Annotated in this window: 20 protein-coding genes and 2 tRNA genes; 16 read left to right on the top strand and 6 right to left on the bottom strand. The window is 71.4% G+C overall.

The features are described 5' to 3' along the window. From ACZ7MF_RS24490 to ACZ7MF_RS24500, 3 genes are all read right to left on the bottom strand, one after another. Nucleotides 1-921, bottom strand: a 921-nt coding sequence (locus tag ACZ7MF_RS24490; protein WP_471479745.1) for a C40 family peptidase, incomplete at its 3' end; no start/stop codon positions are given. Nucleotides 922-980: 59 nt separating this feature from the next. Further along, complete coding sequence (locus ACZ7MF_RS24495) at nucleotides 981-1,253, bottom strand: hypothetical protein (RefSeq protein ID WP_471479746.1); 273 nt, start codon at nucleotides 1,251-1,253, stop codon at nucleotides 981-983. Beyond that, nucleotides 1,229-1,507, bottom strand: a complete 279-nt coding sequence (locus ACZ7MF_RS24500; protein ID WP_471479748.1) for a hypothetical protein — start codon at nucleotides 1,505-1,507, stop codon at nucleotides 1,229-1,231. The genes ACZ7MF_RS24495 and ACZ7MF_RS24500 overlap by 25 nt, the downstream gene beginning before the upstream one ends. Before the next feature lie 320 nt (nucleotides 1,508-1,827). Here ACZ7MF_RS24500 and ACZ7MF_RS24505 point away from each other — a divergent pair, with 320 nt between their 5' ends. The 4 genes from ACZ7MF_RS24505 to ACZ7MF_RS24520 all read left to right on the top strand — a co-directional run bounded on the left by ACZ7MF_RS24505 (nucleotide 1,828) and on the right by ACZ7MF_RS24520 (nucleotide 6,048). Further along, the gene (locus ACZ7MF_RS24505; protein ID WP_471479750.1) at nucleotides 1,828-2,757 is read left to right on the top strand and encodes a LuxR C-terminal-related transcriptional regulator; all 930 of its coding nucleotides are present in this window, start codon (nucleotides 1,828-1,830) and stop codon (nucleotides 2,755-2,757) included. 156 nt (nucleotides 2,758-2,913) lie between these two features. Then, nucleotides 2,914-4,200: a glutamate-5-semialdehyde dehydrogenase gene (locus ACZ7MF_RS24510; protein WP_361000526.1), complete on the top strand. Its 1,287-nt coding sequence runs from the start codon at nucleotides 2,914-2,916 to the stop codon at nucleotides 4,198-4,200. A gap of 121 nt (nucleotides 4,201-4,321) precedes the next feature. After that, complete coding sequence (locus ACZ7MF_RS24515; RefSeq protein WP_471479752.1) at nucleotides 4,322-4,891, top strand: SCO2584 family spore wall biosynthesis protein; 570 nt, start codon at nucleotides 4,322-4,324, stop codon at nucleotides 4,889-4,891. Nucleotides 4,892-4,977: 86 nt separating this feature from the next. Next, a complete protein-coding gene (locus tag ACZ7MF_RS24520; protein ID WP_471479754.1) occupies nucleotides 4,978-6,048 on the top strand; it encodes an SCO2583 family membrane protein in 1,071 nt (356 codons plus the stop codon). A 17-nt stretch (nucleotides 6,049-6,065) separates the two neighbouring features. Here the strand turns inward: ACZ7MF_RS24520 and ACZ7MF_RS24525 are convergent, their stop codons facing one another. Continuing rightward, nucleotides 6,066-7,247, bottom strand: a complete 1,182-nt coding sequence (locus tag ACZ7MF_RS24525; RefSeq protein ID WP_471480116.1) for a M48 family metallopeptidase — start codon at nucleotides 7,245-7,247, stop codon at nucleotides 6,066-6,068. Between the two features lie 141 nt (nucleotides 7,248-7,388). On the opposite strand from ACZ7MF_RS24525, the gene ACZ7MF_RS24530 reads away from it, so the two are divergent. From ACZ7MF_RS24530 to ACZ7MF_RS24570, 9 genes are all read left to right on the top strand, one after another. Beyond that, nucleotides 7,389-7,550, top strand: a complete 162-nt coding sequence (locus ACZ7MF_RS24530) for a hypothetical protein (protein WP_205350983.1) — start codon at nucleotides 7,389-7,391, stop codon at nucleotides 7,548-7,550. A 97-nt stretch (nucleotides 7,551-7,647) separates the two neighbouring features. Then, entirely contained in the window at nucleotides 7,648-7,815 is a 168-nt protein-coding gene (locus ACZ7MF_RS24535; RefSeq protein WP_003976223.1) for a hypothetical protein, read from the top strand. Nucleotides 7,816-7,874: 59 nt separating this feature from the next. Continuing rightward, nucleotides 7,875-8,591, top strand: a complete 717-nt coding sequence (gene nadD / locus ACZ7MF_RS24540; protein ID WP_003976224.1) for a nicotinate-nucleotide adenylyltransferase — start codon at nucleotides 7,875-7,877, stop codon at nucleotides 8,589-8,591. A gap of 16 nt (nucleotides 8,592-8,607) precedes the next feature. After that, nucleotides 8,608-10,371: a polydiglycosylphosphate transferase PdtA gene (pdtA, locus tag ACZ7MF_RS24545; protein ID WP_471479756.1), complete on the top strand. Its 1,764-nt coding sequence runs from the start codon at nucleotides 8,608-8,610 to the stop codon at nucleotides 10,369-10,371. A 94-nt stretch (nucleotides 10,372-10,465) separates the two neighbouring features. Continuing rightward, a complete protein-coding gene (gene rsfS, locus ACZ7MF_RS24550) occupies nucleotides 10,466-10,912 on the top strand; it encodes a ribosome silencing factor (RefSeq protein WP_271415872.1) in 447 nt (148 codons plus the stop codon). Further along, the gene (locus ACZ7MF_RS24555; RefSeq protein ID WP_471479758.1) at nucleotides 10,909-11,580 is read left to right on the top strand and encodes a histidine phosphatase family protein; all 672 of its coding nucleotides are present in this window, start codon (nucleotides 10,909-10,911) and stop codon (nucleotides 11,578-11,580) included. The genes rsfS and ACZ7MF_RS24555 overlap by 4 nt, the downstream gene beginning before the upstream one ends. 108 nt (nucleotides 11,581-11,688) lie before the next feature. Further along, nucleotides 11,689-11,761: transfer RNA gene (locus tag ACZ7MF_RS24560), tRNA-Ala, on the top strand. A gap of 378 nt (nucleotides 11,762-12,139) precedes the next feature. After that, nucleotides 12,140-12,373 (top strand): hypothetical protein, encoded by a 234-nt coding sequence (locus tag ACZ7MF_RS24565; RefSeq protein WP_003976229.1) that lies wholly within the window; start codon nucleotides 12,140-12,142, stop codon nucleotides 12,371-12,373. A gap of 96 nt (nucleotides 12,374-12,469) precedes the next feature. Continuing rightward, nucleotides 12,470-12,542, top strand: a tRNA-Ala gene (locus tag ACZ7MF_RS24570). A 55-nt stretch (nucleotides 12,543-12,597) separates the two neighbouring features. On the opposite strand, the gene ACZ7MF_RS24575 is transcribed toward ACZ7MF_RS24570, so the two are convergent. Beyond that, nucleotides 12,598-14,208 carry an NADH-ubiquinone oxidoreductase-F iron-sulfur binding region domain-containing protein gene (locus ACZ7MF_RS24575; RefSeq protein ID WP_471479760.1) on the bottom strand — a complete coding sequence of 537 codons (1,611 nt, stop codon included), beginning with the start codon at nucleotides 14,206-14,208 and terminating at the stop codon, nucleotides 12,598-12,600. Continuing rightward, complete coding sequence (locus ACZ7MF_RS24580; RefSeq protein ID WP_471479762.1) at nucleotides 14,205-15,494, bottom strand: cytochrome b/b6 domain-containing protein; 1,290 nt, start codon at nucleotides 15,492-15,494, stop codon at nucleotides 14,205-14,207. Before ACZ7MF_RS24580 ends, ACZ7MF_RS24575 begins: the two co-directional genes overlap by 4 nt. 536 nt (nucleotides 15,495-16,030) lie before the next feature. Between ACZ7MF_RS24580 and leuS the strand changes: the two genes are divergently transcribed. The 3 genes from leuS (at nucleotide 16,031) to ACZ7MF_RS24595 (ending at nucleotide 20,844) form a co-directional block, all read left to right on the top strand. After that, nucleotides 16,031-18,961: a leucine--tRNA ligase gene (gene leuS, locus ACZ7MF_RS24585; protein ID WP_471479764.1), complete on the top strand. Its 2,931-nt coding sequence runs from the start codon at nucleotides 16,031-16,033 to the stop codon at nucleotides 18,959-18,961. A gap of 167 nt (nucleotides 18,962-19,128) precedes the next feature. Further along, on the top strand, nucleotides 19,129-19,908 hold the full coding sequence (locus tag ACZ7MF_RS24590) for a hypothetical protein (RefSeq protein WP_471479766.1): 780 nt from the start codon (nucleotides 19,129-19,131) through the stop codon (nucleotides 19,906-19,908). A 90-nt stretch (nucleotides 19,909-19,998) separates the two neighbouring features. After that, nucleotides 19,999-20,844 (top strand): DegV family protein, encoded by an 846-nt coding sequence (locus ACZ7MF_RS24595; protein ID WP_356860761.1) that lies wholly within the window; start codon nucleotides 19,999-20,001, stop codon nucleotides 20,842-20,844. Nucleotides 20,845-20,914 lie beyond the last annotated feature (70 nt).

Consider the following 20,914-nt stretch of genomic DNA (forward strand, 5'->3'; position numbering starts at 1 on the left):
GCGGGAGGCGAGGCCGTTGCCGGTGCCCTTGTAGAGGTAGAGCTTGCCGGTGGACTTTTCGGTGGCGACGAGGTCGTCCTTGCCGTCGTGGTTGAGGTCGCCGGCGGCGAGGTTGCTCATGCCGTTCCAGCCGCCGGTGCCGATCTCGGTACGGGAACTCTTCGAGCCGACGTTGGGTCCGTGGTAGAGCCACAGCTTCCCGGTCGAGACCTCGACGGCGACCAGATCACCCTTGCTGTCACCGGTGAACTCACCCGCCGTCAACGACGTCATCCCCGGATCCGCGGGCACGACGACATCGTCGATCACGGACTTGTTGCGCACCGGCAGGAAGGTGCCGTAACCCGAGAAGTAGGGGTAGGGGATCTCGCGGTGGTGCACACCGCTCGACGAGAACTCGTAGCCGATGTAGCTGGTGTGGGAGCTGTTCGCCCACTTCTCGAAGAGGACGACGTGTCCGTTGGCCCCGCTGTTGTCGTTGAGCAGCGCGTCGCCGGCCTTCAGTTCTCCCTTGGAGATGGACTTGATGACGCCCGCGCCGGCGAACGTGTCGGTGGTCAGCGAGCTGCTGAGGTGCCACGCCATCGACACGTAACCCGAGCAGTCGGTGCGGTATCCGTTGTGGCTGCCGGTCCAGCTGTAGTCGAGGCCGATGCCCACCCAGGTCTTGGCCCGGTCTATGACCTCGCTGCGGGTGATGGTGGGGCCGGCCGCGGCGGCCGAGAAGGAGGACTTCATGCCCGGTACCGGTGTCACGGGGCCCTGGCCGGGGCTGGCCTGGTGTTCGGCCGAGGCGCCGGCCCCGGGCGGCACCGGTGCGGCGTTGGCGAAGCCCGTACCGACGGAGAGCAGACCGCAGGAGAGGGACGCTGTGATGGCGAGAGAGAGGGAGACGGAGCGGAGGGAACGGTGTGCGGGCATGGCGAATCCTTGGAAAGGGTGATGGATGGTGGTGATCCGTAGCGCCGAGCCGGCGGGAGTCAGTTGACCCCCGAGATGCCGTATCGCTTGAGCAGAGCGGAGTCGCCCACGTCCGCGATCAGCGCAGCGGCCTGGGCGGCGGCTCGGTCGGACGAGGGAGCCGCGATGAACAACACGATGGCGAAGCCGTCGAACATGCGGCACACCGTGATGTGTTCGAGCTGGTGCCACGGAACGGCATGGGCCCACAGCAGGTCCTGGAGGGCATGGTCGTCACCGTGGCCCGGAGGCAGGCCCGTTGTCGTGGTTACGTGCAGGTGAACGAGGAACATGGCATGTCGGCCTGCGTCGGCGTTCCCGCGGCGGCCCGGTCGATTCCGGGGCTGTCCCAGCCGATGTTGTCCAGCGGCATGGCGTCCCAGCCGATGTTGACACCGGCGAGGGACCCGGACGACAGGGTGGCAACGGCTGTTCCCGTTGTTCCGTGGCCGTCGGGCACCGCGATTGCTGAGAAGCCGCCCATCAGCAGAGCGGCGGCGGCCACGCTGAACACTCCAGCGCGGGAGACCTGAGCGGTGCGAGACATGACTACTCCTGTCGGCATGGATGAGGATGCCGTCCGCAGCGGTCTCGTGGCGCCCCTCGCTGCTCCGGCGAACATCACTCTGCCCGGCTCGTGTGGCCAGGGGCAGAGGTACGGGCTGTCACCATCTGGCCTTGCATCTTGGTGCAACTTCGGCCGCTCAGGCCCCTCCTCGACCGCCACCCCACGGTTGCGAGGATGTGAAGCCAATGCGAAGATCATGTGTCTGTGGCGAGGAACTCGGGGGCGTTCAGCTGCACTTGGGGGGACAGATGCTCGAAATGCTGGGGTTGGACTCAGAAGCGGAAACGGTTTACCAGCTCATGCTCTCCAAGCCTGGACTGGGAGTCCGGGACCTGTGCCGGGAACTGGAGCTGCCCGAGCCGGAAGTGCGCGCCTGCCTCGACCGGTTGGCGGAGCTCACGCTGCTGCGGGAGTCCCGGGAGCAGCCCGGCCGGCTGCGCGTCCTCAGTCTGGAAGTCGCCCTCGACGTGATGCTCCGAAGACAGGAGCAGGACGTGCTGAGGCAGCAGCAGCGTCTGACGGCTGCGAAGCTCGAAGCCGCCCGTGTGATAGCCGATCGGGCCGAACGCCGCCCCCGGGACGACGGCACACCTGGCGCCGACGTGCTGCTCGGACTCGACGCCATCCAGGAGCGCCTGGAACTGCTCGCCAAGGACCTGCGCGGCGAGTGTCTGGCCGTGATGCCCGGCGGTGCCCAGTCGCAGGCGAGTCTCGACGCCTCGCGTCCCCTGGACGAGGAGGCGATGAACCGCGGTGTCGAACTGCTGACGCTGTACCAGGACAGTGTCCGCAATGATCCGGCGACACTGGACTACGCGCGCTGGACGTCCGAGGCGGGCGGCCAGGTGCGGACCGCGCCTCTCCTGCCGCCTCGCTTCCTGGTCTTCGACCGCCAGACCGCCGTGGTGCCGCTGGATCCAGAGAACACCCGCCGCGGAGCCCTGTGCACGCGTGAGCCGGCGGTCGTCGCGACGTTGTGCGCGCTGTTCTTCCAGGCCTGGGAGACCGCCGTCCCGCTGGGGAACGGACGAACCGCGTGCGGACTCACCACGAGTGAGAAGCTGCTGCTGAAGTTGCTGGCCAGCGGCCTGACGGACGACGCCGCCGCCAAGAGGCTGGGTGTCTCGCTGCGTACGGTGCGACGGCAGATGTCCTCACTGATGGAGAGGCTCAACGCCAGAAGCCGGTTCGAGGCCGGTTTGAAGGCGGCGCAGATGGGATGGCTGTAGGAAGGGGGAGTGCACGGGCCGGGCGGGGCAGAGCGGCGCCGTCACTCTGAGTAGCGCATGCTTGAGGTGAGGCGCCGGTGCGGGCACGGAAGGCTCGTGTCTCGGGGTTCGGGACGAGTCATGGACGCTCCCACCCGGCCCATTACGCTTCCCCCCATGACCACGCTCTCGCCGTACGACTCGATGTCACCCGTCACCCGGGCCGCCTACCGGGCCAAGTCCGCCGCGGCCGACCTCGCGCCGCTGCCGCGGGCCGCCAAGGACGACGCGCTGCTCGCCGTCGCGGACGCGCTGGAGGTCCGTACGAGCGAGATCGTCGAGGCCAACGCCCAGGACGTGGCCAAGGCCCGCGCCGCCGGGACCAGCGAGGCCATCGTCGACCGGCTGACCCTGACCCCGGAGCGGGTCCGCGCCATCGCCTCCGACGTGCGCGACGTGGTCGCGCTGCCCGACCCGGTCGGCGAGGTCGTGCGCGGCTCCACCCTCCCCAACGGCATCGACCTGCGCCAGGTCCGGGTCCCGCTCGGCGTGGTCGGCATCATCTACGAGGGCCGGCCCAACGTGACGGTCGACGCCGCCGCCCTGTGCCTGAAGTCCGGCAACGCGGTGCTGCTGCGCGGCTCCTCCTCCGCCTACCAGTCGAACACCGCCCTGGTCCGGGTGGTCCGCGACGCCGTGGGCGGGGCCGGGCTGCCCGCCGACGCCGTGCAGCTGGTGCCCGGCGAGAGCCGGGAGAGCGTGCGCGAGCTGATGCGGGCCCGCGGCCTGGTCGACGTGCTCATCCCGCGCGGCGGCGCCTCGCTGATCAACACGGTCGTCCAGGAGTCCACCGTCCCCGTCATCGAGACCGGCACCGGCAACTGCCACGTCTACGTCGACGCCCACGCCGACCTGGACATGGCCGTCGACATCCTGATCAACTCCAAGGCCCAGCGGGTCAGCGTCTGCAACGCCGCCGAGACCCTCCTGGTCCACCAGGACGTCGCCGCCGAGTTCCTGCCCCGCGCGCTGGCCGCGCTCGCCGAGGCCGGAGTCACCGTGCACGCCGACGAGCGGGTGATGGCCCACGCCAAGGACTCCGGCGCGAACGTCGTCGAGGCGACCCCCGAGGACTGGGAGACGGAGTACCTGTCGTACGACATCGCGGCCGCCGTCGTGGACTCCCTGGACCGGGCCGTCGAGCACATCCGGCTGTGGACCTCCGGCCACACCGAGGCCATCGTGACCACCTCGCAGCAGGCCGCCCGGCGCTTCACCCAGCTGGTCGACTCCACCACTGTCGCGGTGAACACCTCCACCCGCTTCACCGACGGCGGCCAGTTCGGCTTCGGCGCCGAGATCGGCATCTCCACGCAGAAGCTGCACGCCCGGGGCCCCATGGGGCTGCCGGAGCTGACCAGCACGAAGTACATCGTCACCGGCGACGGGCACGTACGGCGCTGACGCGGGCGCGCCGCGGGCCGCCCGCGCGCGGCCCGCGGGAGTACCGATCGGGGCATCTCACCCACCGGATGAATTTCCCCGCCGTCTGCCCAAAACGACCTCCCAGGTCTACTCTGGAGCCGTGCCGGAGGACGTGGGGGGCACGCCGTTCCCGGACGGCTGGGAGCCCGACGACGACCACGACCGCGGGGTGTCGGACGAAGAGTTCGCCTCCGTGGTCTTCGACGAGGCCTTCGTGGCGGCGGCCGCGGTGCACGAGCCGACCGCCGTCGAGCGCCTCCTGGCCGCCGCGCAGGCCAGAGCCGAGGCCACCGAGGCCGAGGCCGCCCGCCGCGGCCGCCGTGGGACCGATCGCTACGACGACGGGTACGGCGATTTCGGCCATGATCCCGACCTCGACGACCCGGACGACGACCGCGACCTCCTCGACCGCCCCTACGGCGCTCCCCCGGCCTACGGCAAGCAGGTCCGCTGGCACCGCCCCGTCGCCTGGCTGCTCGCCCTCGCGATGGGCATCGGCATGGTCGCGCTGGCCTTCGTGGCCGTCTACCGCGGCGCGTCCTCCGGCGGCGGCCCGCAGCAGGTGCCGCCCCCCGCCTCCACCGGCCCGGAGCAGGGCGGCACCGTGACCCCCTCGGCCTCCGCCGACTACTCCCAGCCGGCCGTGTCGGTGATCCCGCGCAGCCCCTGAGCTGCCTCCGGGGGTGGCGGCAGGCTGTCCCAACTTGACCTGTGGCAGCGCGTTTACGCGACCTTCCGCAGACCCACTCTGAAGGTATGGCAGGGCCTGGCGATCCGCCCGGAGGAACGCCCGAGGGCGCCCCCGGAGGCGGAGAGGACGAGTACCGATCCGTCGTCTTCGACGAGTCGTTCGTGCGCGCTGCCCGGCTCCAGGAGTTCTCCGCCCAGGAGCGCATCACCGACCACGCGCCCGCCGTACGCCGCCGCCCGCCCCTGCGCCGGGCCGGACTGTCCCGGCAGGCGTTGATCCTCGTCCTGCTCATCGCCGTCGCCTTCGGCACCGCCGTCTACATGGGCGTACGGCACCCCTACCAGAGTCCCGCCGGGCAGCGGGCCGCCGAGCCGGTGCGGATGACCGTCGTCCCGCTCGCCCCGCGGGAGAGGGTGCCCGGCGCCGACGACGCCGCGTTCCTGTACGCGCACAGCCCCGCCGCTCACTTCAGGACCGCGGCCCAGGGCATCCCGCTGCCGGGGGCCCGGCGCACGGCGCACTTCTCCGAGGACCAGGTGTTCAACGCGCTCACCACCGCGAAGAACTACATCGTCCGCTCGGCGCTCGACCCGGAGGTGCTCGGCGGCGAGGAGGTGCGCTCGGTGCGGGTGCTGCTGGACCCGGACCAGCTCCACCAGTTCGACCAGAGCTTCGAGAAACCCGCCTCGGACGGCCGGCACGCCCCCACGGGGTGGCTGGTCCGCTTCGACCCGGCCCGGGCCGAGCTGGCCGACCCCGAGATCCGGGTGGACGGGAACCTGCGGGTCGTGGAGAGCGACGCGTCCACCCTGGAGGTCACCGCCGACCACACCATGGTCTACGCGCTGCGGCCGGCCGACGACGCCCGGGGCGAGGTGTCGCTGTTCACCCTCCGGCGCGAGCTGCACTTCCGCTTCGACCGGGACGACCTGCGGCTGCACCAGACCCAGCTCGTCGCCTCCTACGTCCAGGCCGGGCCGCTCTCCTGCGCCGAGGACGCGGCGAACCACCTCCGTCCGCTGCTGGCCGGCCAGGAGGCCGGGCCCGGCGTCCCCGCCGGCACCGACCCGTACACCTCGGACAACGCCACGGCGCTGTGCGGCAGCCTCGCGGAGAACGCCCGGCCGAAGGTGTGAGCGGGGGCGCGCCGGGGTCAGGCGCCGTCGCGCGGGGAGCGGTCTCGCGGAGACTCCGGGCCGTCGCCACCGGACCCCTCGGGCGCCTCGGGCGCCTCGGGCCCCTCAGGGCCTGCCTGCCCGTTCGCCGAGCCGTCCCCGTCCTTGGGGGGCCTCGGCTGGGAGCCCGTGAAGCCGCCGAAGCCCCGGCGCATCCGGTCACCGAGGTCGCCGGCACCGCCCGCGATGTCGTTGACCAGCTTCATCAGCGGGTCCTTGGAGCTGCGCACATGCGTGGCGTAGTGCGACGCCGACTCCCGGAAGGAGTCCCGCACCGAGGTGTCCTTGTCCTCGTCGCGCCGCGGGTAGTGGCCGTCCATGACCCGCTGGTAGTCGCGGGAGGCCGCCCACTTCTTCAGCTCGGCGGCCCGCACCGTGGTGAAGGGGTGCGAGCGGGGCAGCACGTTCAGGATCTTCAGCACCGAGTCGCGCAGGTCGCCGCCCGCCTCGTACTCCTCGGCCTGCTCCAGGAACGCGTCCACGTTCATCTCGTGCAGGTGGTTGCCGCCCGCGATCTTCATCAGGCCCCGCATGGAGGCCTGGAGGTCCTGGCCGACCAGCAGTCCCGCGCGGTCGGCGGACAGCTCCGACTTGCGGAACCACTCGCGCAGCGCGGTCACGATCGCCATGATCGCCACGTTCCCCAGCGGGATCCAGGCCACCCGGACGGCCAGCGAGGTCAGGAAGAGCAGGATGGTCCGGTAGACCGCGTGCCCGGACAGGGCGTGCCCGACCTCGTGCCCGACGACCGCCCGCATCTCCTCCTCGTCGAGCAGCTCGACCAGGCCCGTGGTCACGACGATGATCGGCTCGTCCAGACCGATGCACATCGCGTTCGGAGTCGGGTCCTGGTTGACGTACATCGGCGGGACCTTCTCCAGGTCCAGGATGTAGCAGGCGTCGCGCAGCATGACGTTCAGATGGGCGAACTGCCGGTCCGAGACGCGCACCGAGTCGGACAGGAACAGCAGCCTCAGGCTCCGCTCGGGCAGCAGACCGCTCAGCGCCTTGAAGACCGTGTCGAAACCGCTCAGCTTGCGCAGCGCCACCAGGGCACTGCGGTCGGCCGGATGCTCGTACGCCCGCGAGGAGATCCCGGGGAAGCGCCTGCGCTGCCTGCTCGGCACGTTCTCGTGCCCGTTGTGGTGGCCGTCGGACATCTCTTCCCCCATGCGCGTATGTGTGACCTGGACGTACGTATGGTTTTTGCGAACCCTTGTGCGGCCCTTTGCGCCCCCGGAGCCGGGCCCAGCCTAGGCGGAGATACCGTGGACGGGCAGTACGTCGAAGGAGTCCACGCCATGCAGCACATCCCCCACGCCGACTGGCTCGCCGGGGCCGCGACCGCCGCCGAGCAGCAGGGGCCGGGGAATCTGCTCCGGATCGTCCTGATCGTCATGGTGGTGGGCTGTGTGCTGACCGCGTGGTTCCTGCTGCGGGGGTACAAGCAGAAGGACGACTGAGAAGATCCGAAGGTTCCCCGGTCGCCCCGGTCCTCGCGCGCCCGCATACGATGAGCGGACGTCCAGTCCCGCCCACACCGGATAGGTCCTGCCGAAGATGAGCCTTCCCCTCAGCGCCGCCCAGTTCGTCACCCTCGCCGCCGAGGGCGGCGAGGAGCACGGCGGCAACCACGAGAGCCTCAGCCCCTACGTCACCGGCATCGGCGCGTTCGTCATCCTGCTGCTCCTGCTGTGGATCACCACCCGGTTCAACCGCGACCGCTGAGCCCGGGGTTCCGTGGGCGCGACCGGGTCACTCCGGGCGGGCCGGTAGGGTCTGCTCGCATGGGAGAGCACGACACGCCTACCGGCCCGGCGCACGCGCCGGCGCGCGGCACGCAGAACGCGGTGCCCGCCCGCGCCACCGGCCCGGTCCAGGGCCCGGTGAACGGCCCTGCCGACGGCCCGTCGGCCGGCAAGCGACGCCTGGGCGTCATGGGCGGCACCTTCGACCCGATCCACCACGGCCACCTCGTGGCCGCCAGCGAGGTCGCCGCGCAGTTCCAGCTCGACGAGGTGGTGTTCGTGCCGACCGGGCAGCCGTGGCAGAAGAGCCACCGCGCGGTCTCCGCGGCCGAGGACCGCTATCTGATGACGGTCGTCGCGACCGTCGAGAACCCGCAGTTCTCCGTCAGCCGCATCGACATCGACCGCGGCGGCCCCACCTACACCGTCGACACCCTGCGCGACCTGCGCGCCCTCAACCCGGACGCGGACCTGTTCTTCATCACCGGGGCCGACGCCCTCGCCCAGATCCTCACCTGGCGCGACAGCGAGGAACTGTTCTCCCTCGCCCACTTCATCGGCGTCACCCGGCCCGGCCACACCCTCACGGACGCCGGACTACCCAAGGGCGGCGTCTCGCTCGTCGAGGTCCCCGCCCTCGCCATCTCCTCCACGGACTGCCGTGCGAGAGTCGCCAAGGGCGATCCCGTCTGGTACCTGGTGCCCGACGGAGTCGTGCGCTATATCGACAAACGCCACCTGTACCGCGGCGAGTGAGCCGAGAGGGGCACCGGTGAACGACGGATACGACGCGGGATACGGCGACGACCAGTACGAACTCGTCGGCTACGACGAGTACGGCCGCCCCGTGTACCGCCAGGCCCAGGGACATGCCCCGGGGCAGGGACAGGCCCACGCCCAGCCCGGCCAGCAGCAGCAGTACGACCCGTACGGGCAGCAGCAGGGGCAGCAGTACGGACAACAGGGGCAGCAGTACGGGCAGCCGGGGCAGCAGCAGTACGGCCGGCAGGGCTACGGCTACGATCCGTACGCCACCGGCACCCAGCAGCCCGTCCAGCAGCCCTACGACCCCTACGGCTCCCAGGGCGGCTACGACACCGGTCAGCAGCCGGTCCAGCCGCCGTACGACCCGTACGGCCGGGCCGCGACCAGCGGCCCGCAGCCCCGGGTCGCCGAGCAGACCGCCCACATCCCGCAGCAGGCGGGCCCGCCCGGGGAGCGGGAGCGCACGGATCACCCCGAGGCGGCCGAACCCGGCGGGGACTACCGCACCGAGCAGTTCGCCTTCGTCGAGGAGCCGGCCGGCGACTCCGAGGACGTCATCGACTGGATGAAGTTCACGGAGAACCGCACCGAGCGCCGCGAGGAGGCCCGCAGGCGCGCCCGCTCGCGCATCGTCGCCCTGGTCGTCGTCCTGGCGCTGGTCGCGGTCGGCGGCGTCGGCTACCTCTGGTACGCCGGGAAGCTGCCCGGCCTCTCCTCCTCCGACGACAAGACCGGCAGCGCGACGACGGCCGGTGCCCAGAAGCGCGACGTGATCGCCGTCCACCTGCACGACACCAAGGGCGGCGGCACCTCCACGGCGCTGCTCGTGAACAACACCACCACCAAGCAGGGAACCGCCGTGCTGGTGCCCAACGCGCTCGCCCTGACCGGCGACGACGGCAGCACCACCACCCTCGCCAAGTCCGTCGACGACCAGGGCCCCGACGCCACCCGTACCGCCCTCGACTCCGCCCTCGGCACCGACATCGAGGGCACCTGGCGGCTGGACACGCCCTACCTCCAGATCCTCGTCGACCTGGTCGGCAACGTCGACGTCGACACCGACGCCGACGTCCCCGACCCGGAGTCCAAGGACAAGGGCGCGGCCCCCCTCGTGCACAAGGGCGAGGGCCAGACCCTCAGCGGCAAGATGGCCGTCGCCTACGCCACGTACAGCGCCAAGGGCGAGGAGGCCAACGCCCAGCTCCAGCGCTTCGGGCAGGTCATGCAGGGGGTGCTGCGCAAGCTGTCCTCCGACCCGCAGGCGGCGACGACCACCGTCCAGACCCTGGGCATGATCCTCGACCCGCCGCTGACCGAGAAGGACCTCGGCACCTTCCTCGCCGGGCTCTCCGACCGTGCCAAGGGCGGCGACTTCAAGACCGCGCTGCTGCCCGTCCAGGACGGCGGCGGGCTCAGCGCCGAGGCCAGTGACAGCGTCGTCAAGGACGTCCTCGGCGGCACCGCCAAGAGCCCCGACAAGGACGCCGCCGTCAGCGTCTCCGTCCGCAACGCCACCGGTCAGGAGGACCGCACCGGCAAGGCCCGCGTCGTCCTCCTCAACGGCGGCTTCACCTTCGTGTCCGGCGGCACCGCCTCCGGCACCGAGGCCACCTCGGAGGTCGTCTACGCCGAGGCCGCCGACAAGGAGAACGCCGTCCAGGTCGCCAAGACCCTGGGCCTGCCCACCGACTCCGTCTCCCAGGGGAAGGTCTCCGCGAACGCGCGGGTCTCGGTGGTGCTCGGGCAGGACTACAAGCCGGCGTCGTAGGGGGCGGAGCGCGGCGGACGGTTTTCCGCGTGGGTCCGTGTCGGCGGTCGTGAGACCCTTGAGGTCAACCGACCGCCGACCCGAAAGCCAGGCAGTGACCGCGACCGACCGCTCCATCGAACTCATCAACGCCGCCGCCCAGGCGGCGGCCGACAAGCTCGCGCACGACATCATCGCCTACGACGTCAGCGACGTGCTGTCGATCACGGACGCCTTCCTGCTGGCCTCCGCGCCCAACGACCGCCAGGTCAAGTCGATCGTCGACGAGATCGAGGAGCGGCTGAACAAGGAGCTGGGCGCCAAGCCGGTGCGCCGTGAGGGCGACCGCGAGGCCCGCTGGGTCCTGCTCGACTACGTCGACATCGTCGTCCACGTCCAGCACAGCGAGGAGCGCGTCTTCTACGCCCTGGAGCGGCTGTGGAAGGACTGCCCCGAGCTGGAGCTGCCCACCGACGCCAAGGAGACCCGCGGCAAGGCGGAGGAGCACGCGAAGCTCCAGGCCGCCGAGGAGGCGACGCGCACCGACGAGGACTGGCGGTGAGCGCCACCGGTGAGGTGACGGCGGGCAGGCCGGGCCGCGGCCGCCGCGTCATCCTGTGGCGGCACGGCCAGACCGCGTGGAACGTGGAGCGCCGGTTCCAGGGCAGCACGGACGTCGAGCTGACCGAGACCGGCGTGAAGCAGGCCCGCCGCGCGGCCGGGCTGCTCCTGCACCTGAGGCCCGACGCGATCGTCGCCTCCGACCTCGCACGCGCCGCGGACACGGCCGCCGAGCTGTCGGTGCTCACCGGCCTCGAGGTGACCCTGGAGGAGGGCCTGCGGGAGACCTACGCGGGCGTCTGGCAGGGCCTGACCCACGACGAGATCATCGCCCGGCACGGCGACGAGTACGCGGCCTGGAAGCGCGGCGAGCCCGTGCGCCGCGGCGGCGGCGAGCTGGAGACCGAGGTCGCCGACCGCGCCGCCCCCGTGGTGCTCCGGCACGCCGAGAAGCTCCCCGAGGACGGCACCCTCGTGGTGGTCAGCCACGGCGGCACGATCCGCACCACCATCGGCCGCCTGCTCGGCCTGGAACCGCACAGCTGGGAGAGCCTCGGCGGCCTGACCAACTGCTGCTGGTCCGTGCTGGGCGAGGGCGCCCGCGGCTGGCGCCTGCTGGAGCACAACGCCGGCACCCTGCCGGAACCGGTGATCGGTGACGACGTCTGAACGGCGATTTCACTTTCCGGCAGGTCGCAGGCTAAAGTTCTTCTTGTTCGCCCCGCCGAGCGGAGCGGACGAAGAGCAGGACCATGCGGCTCGGGTCGCGTGGCACCAGGGGCTATAGCTCAGTTGGTAGAGCGCCTGCATGGCATGCAGGAGGTCAGGAGTTCAATTCTCCTTAGCTCCACAACCCACGGACGAATCCCGTCCCCTTCGGGGGGCGGGATTTTTCGTCTCCGCCCGCTTGAGCAACACGCGTCCCACGGGCGTATACGTCGGTGGGACTCCGTGTCCGGAACGGTACTGAGGCGTCGCTGACCGGGTCGGCCCGGCCGTGGCAGAATCAAACGGCCGGAAGGGGACCGCGGCCCGACGGGAGGGAGTGGCGATGCCTGGGAGCATCCTCGAGGAGGTCGGTCACCTCCTCGGCGGAGCGATGGCAAGGAACACGGTCACCCGCCTCAGCTGCCCCTCCTGCGGTTCCGGGCACGTGGCCCAAGTCCTCGGCGACAACGGCGGAATCTCTTACGTGTGCACGGCCTGCGGCCACAGCTGGAGCTGATCGATGGGTGCACACAGGCGGAAGTGCGACTGGTGCGGCAGCGGCACGCCCATCGTGCGCGACATGGAGCCGGTCAACCCCGACTACCAGTACTGGTGCGAGGAATGCGCGCGGGCGCTGATCATAAAGGGCGACCCCATCGAGACGTACCGCGAACTCGAGGGCGAGCCGATCTACGGCCGGCTGCTGGAGGAGCACTGCACGCTCAAACGGTTCTACTCGTTCGTGACGGCGTAGGGCGAAGCGGGCGGAACGGAAACGATTTGGTGTTCGCCCCGGTGGACCGTGTAATGTTGGCGTCGCCGCCGGGGAGACCGGGCGGACGAAGGACAAGGGGCTATAGCTCAGTTGGTAGAGCGCCTGCATGGCATGCAGGAGGTCAGGAGTTCAATTCTCCTTAGCTCCACAGTTCGATGAAACCCCCCGGATCACTGATCCGGGGGGTTTCGCCGTCCGCGGTCTCAGCGGCCGAGCGCCCGGCGGCCCCGGCCCTGGGACAGCACCGGAAGGTTGGTGCGCGAGGACGGCGCCTGCCCGCGGGTGTCCTCCTCGATACGCAGGGCCAGCGCCGGGCAGCGACGCACCGCACGCACCGCCTTGGCCTCCGCGAAACGCGGCACCTCGGCCTGCGCGACCGTCGGGAAGCCGTCGGCGCCGAGCTGGAAGACCTCCGGGAGGATGTCCGCGCACAGCCCGTGCCCCCGGCACAGCGTCCAGTCGACGAAGATCTTCTGGCGGCTCGGGCCGTTCTCCTCCCCGCCGCCGGGGACGCCGGTCGGGGCCCTGCCTCCCTCGAAGAGCGGCAGGACGCCCTCCACGGGCCGACCGCAGCCGTTGCCGAGGACATGGGCGGCCAGGTCGTCCGTGAACGCCTTGACGGTCGACTCCAGGAACATCGCCGAGCCGTCCGGGTGCGAGCAGGCACCGCGCCGCTTCACGTTCCGCGCGACCTGCTTGACCGCCTCCAGGGCGGCCGGACCGCCGCCGTTCAGGATGTCCTCCAGTCCCCGCGCGGCGGCCGGCAGGCCCAGGTAGCAGGGGCCGCACTGGCCGGCGCTCTCCTCGGCCAGCCACTGCGCCACCCGCAGGGATTCGCCCAGCGGGCAGGTGTCCTGACCGATCGGCAGGATCGCGCCCGCGCCGAGCGAGCCGCCCACCTGCTGAAGGGAGTTGCGGGAGACGATCGCCTCGTCCACGGTCGCCGCGTCGATCCACTTGCCGTGGTAGCCGCCGGTCAGCACGCCCTGCGGCACCGGCGGAGCGCCGGCCAGCTGGAGGACGTAGCGCAGCGGTACGCCCGTCGGCACCTCGATCACCATGGGGCGGGCCACCGCGCCGGAGACGGTGAGCATCACGGTGCCCGGCTCGTCGTACAGGCCGGTGTTGCCGTAGCGCTCCGGGCCGATGCGGGCGGCGATCGCCAGCTGGGCGAAGGTCTCGGCGTTGGACAGCAGGGTCGGCGCGCCGCCGACGCCGCTCCTGGAGGCGCTCACCTTGCGGCCGGGCGGGATCGCCGGGCCGCCGTCGATGGAGCGGACCAGCGAGGCCGCCGCACCGGTCACCATGCGCACCGGATTGCGCTGCACGCGCGCGCGGAGGGCGGACCGTCGGCCGTTGCTCAGTCCGCGCTCGGCGAGGGCGGCCTCCATGGAGCGCTGCGTGGACTCGCGGGTGACCCCGATGACGAGGGTGCGGGCGCCCATCGCCTCGGCACACAGCAGCGCGCCGTCCAGGATCAGGTGCGGGGCGCGGTTGATCAGCACCGTGTCCTTGCGGCAGGCCGGTTCGTCCTCGCTTCCGTTGACGACCACGACCGGCCGTACGCCGCGTTTGATCGCCGCCTCGGCGACCGAGCGCAGCTTCTTGTGGAAGGGGAAGCCCGCGCCGCCGCGGCCCTTCAGGTTGATGCGTTCGGAGAGCTGCGCGAGCTGCTCCCCGCCCATCGGTTCGAGCGGGCCGTGCACCTTGAGGTGCATCGGCAGATCAAGCCGCTCGACAAGGTCGAAGCCCGACGTGAGCTGGGGAAGCCCGACCACGCGGACCTCCGGGACGTCGGGCAGGGCCTCGTTCAATTCAAGCCTCCGGAAGGCGTGTTCCAAGGTTCACCGGAACCCGGCGCGTCGAAGTCGTGGGACGGCGACGGCGCACCGGGGGTTGGTTCAGGGGCGGGACCGCTGTTGTACGTGTCGCTGGGGTAGTACGTGTCGTAGACCGCGTTCGTCTCACGGGTGTCGTACACGTCACTCGAGCCGTAGCCCGAGGCGGGGGGAGCGGAGTACTGCGCGGAGTAGGCCGCGGAGTGGTCCGCCGCCTGTGTGGTGCCGTAGACCGGGATGGTGTGTCCGGTGTCGTTGAGCGGGTCGTAGACCGACGGCGGCGCCTCGCCGACCGGGGGCGGCGACGGTATCGGCCAGCTGCCCGAGGTGCTGCCGCCGCCGTCCACGACCGGCATCGCCTCGGTGGGCCACAGGTCGGACGGCAGCGGGGCGGAGGCGGCCGGGTCGGCCGTCAGCGGCGGCCGGCCCGCGCCCGAGGGGCCGGACACGGCACGGTAGGCCGCCGCGAAGCCGCTCGGGGGCTCCGGCGAGCTGAGGCGCTCCGCGGGTTCGTACAGCGGGGCGGACGGGGACGCGCTGCGCGACCGGGACCGCCCGGCGCGCTCGTAGCCGGGCAGGGCGGCGGCGGCCCTCGGCCGGCTCTCCGCCTCCTCCTCGTCCTCCTCGCGGGCGGGCCGCTCCCCGGCCCCGAGGAGACCGGCGATCCGGTCGGCGACCTTGCGCTTGACCGGGCGGGGCGCCGCGCGCAGCGCCAGGGCCGCCATGACGCCGACCACGGACAGGGCGTACAGGACCACGAAGACCGGCTTCGCGGCGCGACCCGCGTAGAGCCCGTGCAGCAGGGCCAGGCACCACGCCGGATAGGCCAGCATGTGCATGGCCCGCCAGCGGGCCGCCACGGGGGCGGGGGAGGCGAAGCGGTTGCGCAGGGCTCCGGTGACCCCCACGAAGATCATGAGCATGCTGGCCAGGGTGCCGAAGCCGATGAGGACGGCCCGGCCGCCGAACGCCTCGTCCTCCGTGGCCAGCAGCCCGAACGGGAGGACCGCGGCGACCCAGGTGGTGTGGTCCAGGACCAGCTTGACCACGATGTGCACCAGCAGGAAGACGACCGAGGCGACCGCGGTGACCCGGTGCACCGCCTGGGCCAGGATCCGCTGCCGGGTGTCGAGGACGATCCGGTCCTGGGCGAGCAGACCCCAGATCACCGAGCAGCTGAGGAAGACGAGGGAGAGGACACCGGCGCCGAAGTTCAGGAACTGGGCGAAGGTGTCGTCCACCGTGCTGTCGTTCGTCACCACGACGGGCCTCCCCACGTCAGGGACGTGAGGGAAGGCGGCGGACTGGTGTGGCGAGGGTGGATCGGGGGAGGGTTCATGGGGGCAACTCCGGAGCGGTTCGGGAAAGCGGTCCCGCTGCCGCACTCTAAGTGGCGCCATACCCGTGGGTAGGAGGTTTGAGTTATTGCGTTGTTATCAAATGACTGCGCGCTCGTGCTGGTGTCCCTTAGTGGTCGTTACGCGAAGTAACCTTTGACCTTGGTTCAGGTTCGTTTCCGGTTTCCGGTTGCCGGGCCCCGGATTCCGGTCGGCCGCACGGGGCGCGGAAGCCCGTCGCGGCCCGATCGATGACTGCGGTACCCTGACGCCATGCGTGCCGTACGCCTTCTGCTTAGCGAGCCGCGCTGATCAGTCCCGACCCCGGTCGTAGTCCGGTGGCCGGAATCGGCGCGGCGTCCCCTCCTGTGCGAGGGGATTTTTCATTTCCCGGCCCTCGCAGCCGCTGGTCATGAAGGTCGCAGCCGCTGGCAGAGACGATCGATGGAGCTTTGAGGATCATGAGCGAGACGAACCCCGCGGCGAATGCCCCTGTGTCGGCGGACGCCGCGCCGCACCGCTACACGGCTGCCATGGCCGCCGAGATCGAGGCACGCTGGCAGGACTTCTGGGACGCCGAGGGGACGTACGCCGCGCCGAACCCCAAGGGTGACCTGGCGGGCGACCCGGAGCTGGTCGCCAGGCCCAAGAAGTTCATCATGGACATGTTCCCGTACCCCTCGGGTGCGGGCCTGCACGTCGGCCACCCCCTGGGGTACATCGCCACCGACGTCTACGCCCGCTTCCAGCGGATGACCGGCCACAACGTCCTGCACACCCTGGGCTTCGACGCCTTCGGCCTGCCCGCCGAGCAGTACGCCGTGCAGACCGGCACGCACCCGCGCGTGTCCACCGAAGCCAACATGAAGAACATGCAGAGCCAGCTGCGCCGGCTGGGTCTGGGCCACGACAAGCGCCGGTCGTTCGCCACGATCGACCCCGAGTACTACAAGTGGACCCAGTGGATCTTCCTGCAGATCTTCAACTCCTGGTACGACGACGAGGCGAGGAAGGCCCGCCCGATCGCCGAGCTGGTCGCGCAGTTCGCCTCCGGTGAGCGGGCCGTCCCGGGCCACCCCGGGCGCGCCTGGGACGCCCTGAGCGAGGCCGAGCGCGCCGACGTCCTGGGCGAGTTCCGCCTGGCCTACGCCTCCGACGCGCCGGTCAACTGGTGCCCCGGACTGGGCACCGTGCTGGCCAACGAGGAGGTCACCGCCGACGGCCGCTCCGAGCGCGGCAACTTCCCCGTCTTCAAGTCCAAGCTGCGCCAGTGGAACATGCGCATCACCGCCTACGCGGACCGGCTGCTGGACGACCTGGACCAGCTGGACTGGCCCGAGGCGATCAAGCTGCAGCAGCGCAACTGGATCGGCCGCTCCGAGGGCGCCCGCGTCGACTTCCCCGTGGACGGCGAGCGCATCACGGTCTTCACCACCCGCCCCGACACCCTGTTCGGCGCGACCTACATGGTGCTGGCGCCCGAGCACCCGCTGGTCGAGAAGTTCACCCCGGCCGCCTGGCCCGAGGGCACCCGCGACGCGTGGACCGGCGGTCACGCCACCCCGACCGAGGCGGTGGCCGCGTACCGCGCGCAGGCCGCCTCCAAGTCCGACGTCGAGCGGCAGGCCGAGGCCAAGGACAAGACCGGCGTCTTCATCGGCGCCTACGCCGCCAACCCGGTCAACGGCGAGCAGGTCCCGGTCTTCATCGCGGACTACGTGCTGATGGGCTACGGCACCGGCGCGATCATGGCCGTCCCGGCGGGCGACCAGCGCGACTTCGAGTTCGCCCGCGCCTTCGAGCTGCCGATCCGCTGCATCGTCGAGCCGACCGACGGCCGCGGCACCGACACCGCGACGTGGGAGGACGCCTTCTCCTCCTACGACGCGAAGATCATGAATTCGTCCAGCACCGGCGCGTCCGGCACCGGCTCCTCCGGCGACGGCGTCAGCCTGGACGGCCTGCCCGTCGTCGAGGCCAAGGAACGCATCACCGAGTGGCTGGAGCGCACCGGCGCCGGTGCGGGCACCGTCAACTTCCGCCTGCGCGACTGGCTGTTCAGCCGCCAGCGCTACTGGGGCGAGCCCTTCCCGATCGTCTACGACGAGGACGGCATCGCCCACCCCCTGCCCGCGTCGATGCTGCCGCTGGAGCTGCCCGAGGTCGAGGACTACTCCCCGCGCACCTTCGACCCGGACGACGCCGACACCAAGCCCGAGACCCCGCTGTCGCGCAACGAGGACTGGGTGAACGTCACCCTGGACCTGGGCGACGGCCGCGGCCCGCGCAAGTACCGCCGCGAGACCAACACCATGCCCAACTGGGCCGGCTCCTGCTGGTACCAACTGCGCTACCTGGACCCGCACAACAGCGAGCAGCTGGTCGACCCCGAGATCGAGCAGTACTGGATGGGCCCCCGCGAGGGCCTGCCGCACGGCGGCGTCGACCTGTACGTCGGCGGCGCCGAACACGCCGTACTGCACCTGCTGTACGCGCGCTTCTGGTCCAAGGTGCTGTTCGACCTGGGGTACGTCTCCTCGGCCGAGCCGTTCCACAAGCTGTTCAACCAGGGCATGATCCAGGCCTACGTCTACCGGGACAGCCGCGGCATCGCCGTACCGGCCGCCGAGGTGGAGGAGCGCGACGGCGCCTACTACTACCAGGGCGAGAAGGTCTCCCGGCTGCTGGGCAAGATGGGCAAGTCCCTGAAGAACGCGGTCACCCCGGACGAGATCTGCGCCGAGTACGGCGCCGACACGCTGCGCCTGTACGAGATGGCGATGGGCCCGCTGGACGTGTCGCGGCCGTGGGACACCCGCGCGGTGGTCGGCCAGTTCCGGCTGCTGCAGCGGCTGTGGCGCAACGTCGTCGACGAGGACACCGGTGAGCTGTCCGTGGCGGACGTCGCGGAGAGCGACATCGACGCCGGAACCCTGCGCGCCCTGCACAAGGCCGTCGACGGCGTACGTCAGGACCTGGAGGGCATGCGGTTCAACACCGCCATCGCCAAGGTCACCGAGCTGAACAACCACCTGACCAAGGCCGGGGGCCCGGTACCGCGATCGGTCGCCGAGCGCCTGGTGCTGCTGGTCGCGCCGCTGGCCCCGCACGTCGCCGAGGAGCTGTGGCGCAAGCTGGGGCACGAGTCCTCCGTCGTCCACGAGGACTTCCCGGTCGCCGACCCGGCCTACGTCGTCGACGAGACCGTGACCTGCGTCGTCCAGATCAAGGGCAAGGTCAAGGCACGGCTGGAGGTCGCCCCCTCCATCTCCGAGGACGACCTGGAGAAGGCCGCGCTGGCCGACGAGAAGGTCGTGGCCGCGCTGGGCGGGGCCGGGATCCGCAAGGTGATCGTGCGGGCACCGAAACTGGTGAACATCGTCCCGGCGTAGGCGGTGACCGGGGCGCCCCGGCGCCCCCTACGGGTCGGGTGCGGGCAGGTTCGGGGTTCTTGCGGAACCCTGGGCCTGCCCGTTGCGTTTACCGTGGAAGAGCGGCACGACGGGTGCCGCGCCGTGGCCGGCCGGCCCGCGGGCCGGACGCTCGGAGGAGGAGCCCAGTGGAAGCAGCGCTCACCGTCTTCGCCCTGCTCTTCCTGCTCGCCGTCGTGCTGGGTGTCTACGCCACGGTGAAGGCCGTCGGCGCCGCCAAGCGCAGCGTGGACCGCGGCATCTCCCAGGCGCGCCGCACCGTCGAGGACCACACCCTGCGGGCCAGGTCGCTGGTCCAGGTGGGCCCGGCGGCCGAGCTGGCACAGCTGCGGCTGACGCTGCGCACCTCCATGCGGGCCACCCAGGACGCGCTGCACGCGCGCGTGGCCGAGGACGAATCCCTCAAGGAGTCCCTCGCCCTCTTCGAGCGGCTCAGCGCCCACGGCTTCGAGCTGGACGGCGAGCTGCGGCGACTGGAGTCCGAGCCGGACCGCGCCACCCTCGCCGAGCGCCTGCCCGGACTGCGCGAGCGCACCGAGCGCATCACCCGGTCGGCGGACGCCCTGCGCTGGGCGGCCCGGGACCGTGCCCACCGCTTCGCGGACGACGACCTGGACTCGCTGAGCGCACAGATCGATGTGGAGGCCGGGGCCCTGCGGCACTGGACGGAGACGAAGACGCAGGCGGAGGCGGCGGCCGGGACCGGCCCGGGGGAGGGGCCGTCCGCCGCGCCGCCGTCCTGGCCCGAGGCCCCGCCCGCGGACGCCGCGTCCGCCCGGCAGACCTGGCCGGACTCCCCGGCGCAGGGGCCTGCGGAGGAAGAAACCGCGCGTCCCGCCATCACCCCGCCCGCCGCGAGCCCCGTGTACCCCTGGCAGAAGAAGGCCCGCCCGGAGAGCACGACCTGACGACCCCGCCAACCCGGTCGCGCCCCTGTGAACGCCCGGTCGCCGGGGCCGGACTGCCGCCCGGACACTACGCCAGGTAACCTCCAGCTCATGTCCCGCCATGTCGCTATCGTCACGGATTCAACGGCCTACCTCCCGGCCCGGGCGATGGAGCGGCACGGCATCACCGCGGTACCCCTGACCGTCGTCCTGGGCGACCGGGCCCTGGAGGAGGGCACCGAGATCTCGACCCGCTCCCTGGCCCAGGCACTGCAGAAACGGCGGCCGGTCACCACCTCCCGCCCCGGCCCCGAGCTCTTCGCCGAGACCTACCGCAGGATCGCCGAGTCCGGCGCCGACGGCATCGTCTCCCTGCACCTGTCCGCCGAACTCTCCGGCACCCACGACGCGGCCGTCGTCGCGGCGCGTGAGGCGCCCGTCCCGGTCAGGGTCGTGGACACCGGGATGATCGCGATGGCCCTGGGGTTCTGTGCGCTCGCCGCCGCGGAGACGGCGGAGGCGGGCGGCACGGTGGACGAGGCCGTCACGGCCGCGGAGAAGCGCGCCGCGGGCACCTCCGCCTACTTCTACGTCGACACCCTCGACTATCTGCGCCGCGGCGGCCGGATCGGGGCGGCCCAGGCGCTGTTCGGCTCCGCCCTCGCCGTGAAGCCCCTGCTGCAGCTGGCGGGCGGCCGCATCGAACCCCTGGAGAAGGTCCGGACGGCGTCCAAGGCCATCGCCCGGCTGGAGGAGATCGCCGCCGACCGGGCCGCAGGCGCGCCCGTCGACATCGCCGTCCACCATCTCGCCGCCCCGGACCGGGCGTCGGCCCTGGCGGACCGCCTGCGGGACCGGGTTCCCGGGCTGGCCGACCTGCATGTGAGCGAGGTCGGCGCGGTGATCGGCGCGCACACGGGGCCGGGGCTGCTGGGGGTCGTGGTTTCGTCGCGGTGAGGGCTGCCCGGTAACGCGTGTGAGGGCCGGAGTTGTCCACAACCCGGGGGTAGTCCCCGGGAATTGACCA

Source organism: Streptomyces sp. NPDC111628 (genome assembly GCF_055635195.1).

Excerpts from the sequence above, each read along its gene's own strand:
- ACZ7MF_RS24495 (WP_471479746.1), bottom strand. The coding sequence starts at position 1,253 with ATGTTCCTCGTTCACCTGCACGTAACCACGACAACGGGCCTGCCTCCG.
- ACZ7MF_RS24500 (WP_471479748.1), bottom strand. The coding sequence starts at position 1,507 with ATGTCTCGCACCGCTCAGGTCTCCCGCGCTGGAGTGTTCAGCGTGGCC.
- ACZ7MF_RS24505 (WP_471479750.1), top strand. The coding sequence starts at position 1,828 with ATGCTCTCCAAGCCTGGACTGGGAGTCCGGGACCTGTGCCGGGAACTG.
- ACZ7MF_RS24510 (WP_361000526.1), top strand. The coding sequence starts at position 2,914 with ATGACCACGCTCTCGCCGTACGACTCGATGTCACCCGTCACCCGGGCC.
- ACZ7MF_RS24520 (WP_471479754.1), top strand. The coding sequence starts at position 4,978 with ATGGCAGGGCCTGGCGATCCGCCCGGAGGAACGCCCGAGGGCGCCCCC.
- ACZ7MF_RS24525 (WP_471480116.1), bottom strand. The coding sequence starts at position 7,247 with ATGTCCGACGGCCACCACAACGGGCACGAGAACGTGCCGAGCAGGCAG.
- ACZ7MF_RS24530 (WP_205350983.1), top strand. The coding sequence starts at position 7,389 with ATGCAGCACATCCCCCACGCCGACTGGCTCGCCGGGGCCGCGACCGCC.
- ACZ7MF_RS24535 (WP_003976223.1), top strand. The coding sequence starts at position 7,648 with ATGAGCCTTCCCCTCAGCGCCGCCCAGTTCGTCACCCTCGCCGCCGAG.
- nadD (WP_003976224.1), top strand. The coding sequence starts at position 7,875 with ATGGGAGAGCACGACACGCCTACCGGCCCGGCGCACGCGCCGGCGCGC.
- ACZ7MF_RS24565 (WP_003976229.1), top strand. The coding sequence starts at position 12,140 with ATGGGTGCACACAGGCGGAAGTGCGACTGGTGCGGCAGCGGCACGCCC.
- leuS (WP_471479764.1), top strand. The coding sequence starts at position 16,031 with ATGAGCGAGACGAACCCCGCGGCGAATGCCCCTGTGTCGGCGGACGCC.
- ACZ7MF_RS24595 (WP_356860761.1), top strand. The coding sequence starts at position 19,999 with ATGTCCCGCCATGTCGCTATCGTCACGGATTCAACGGCCTACCTCCCG.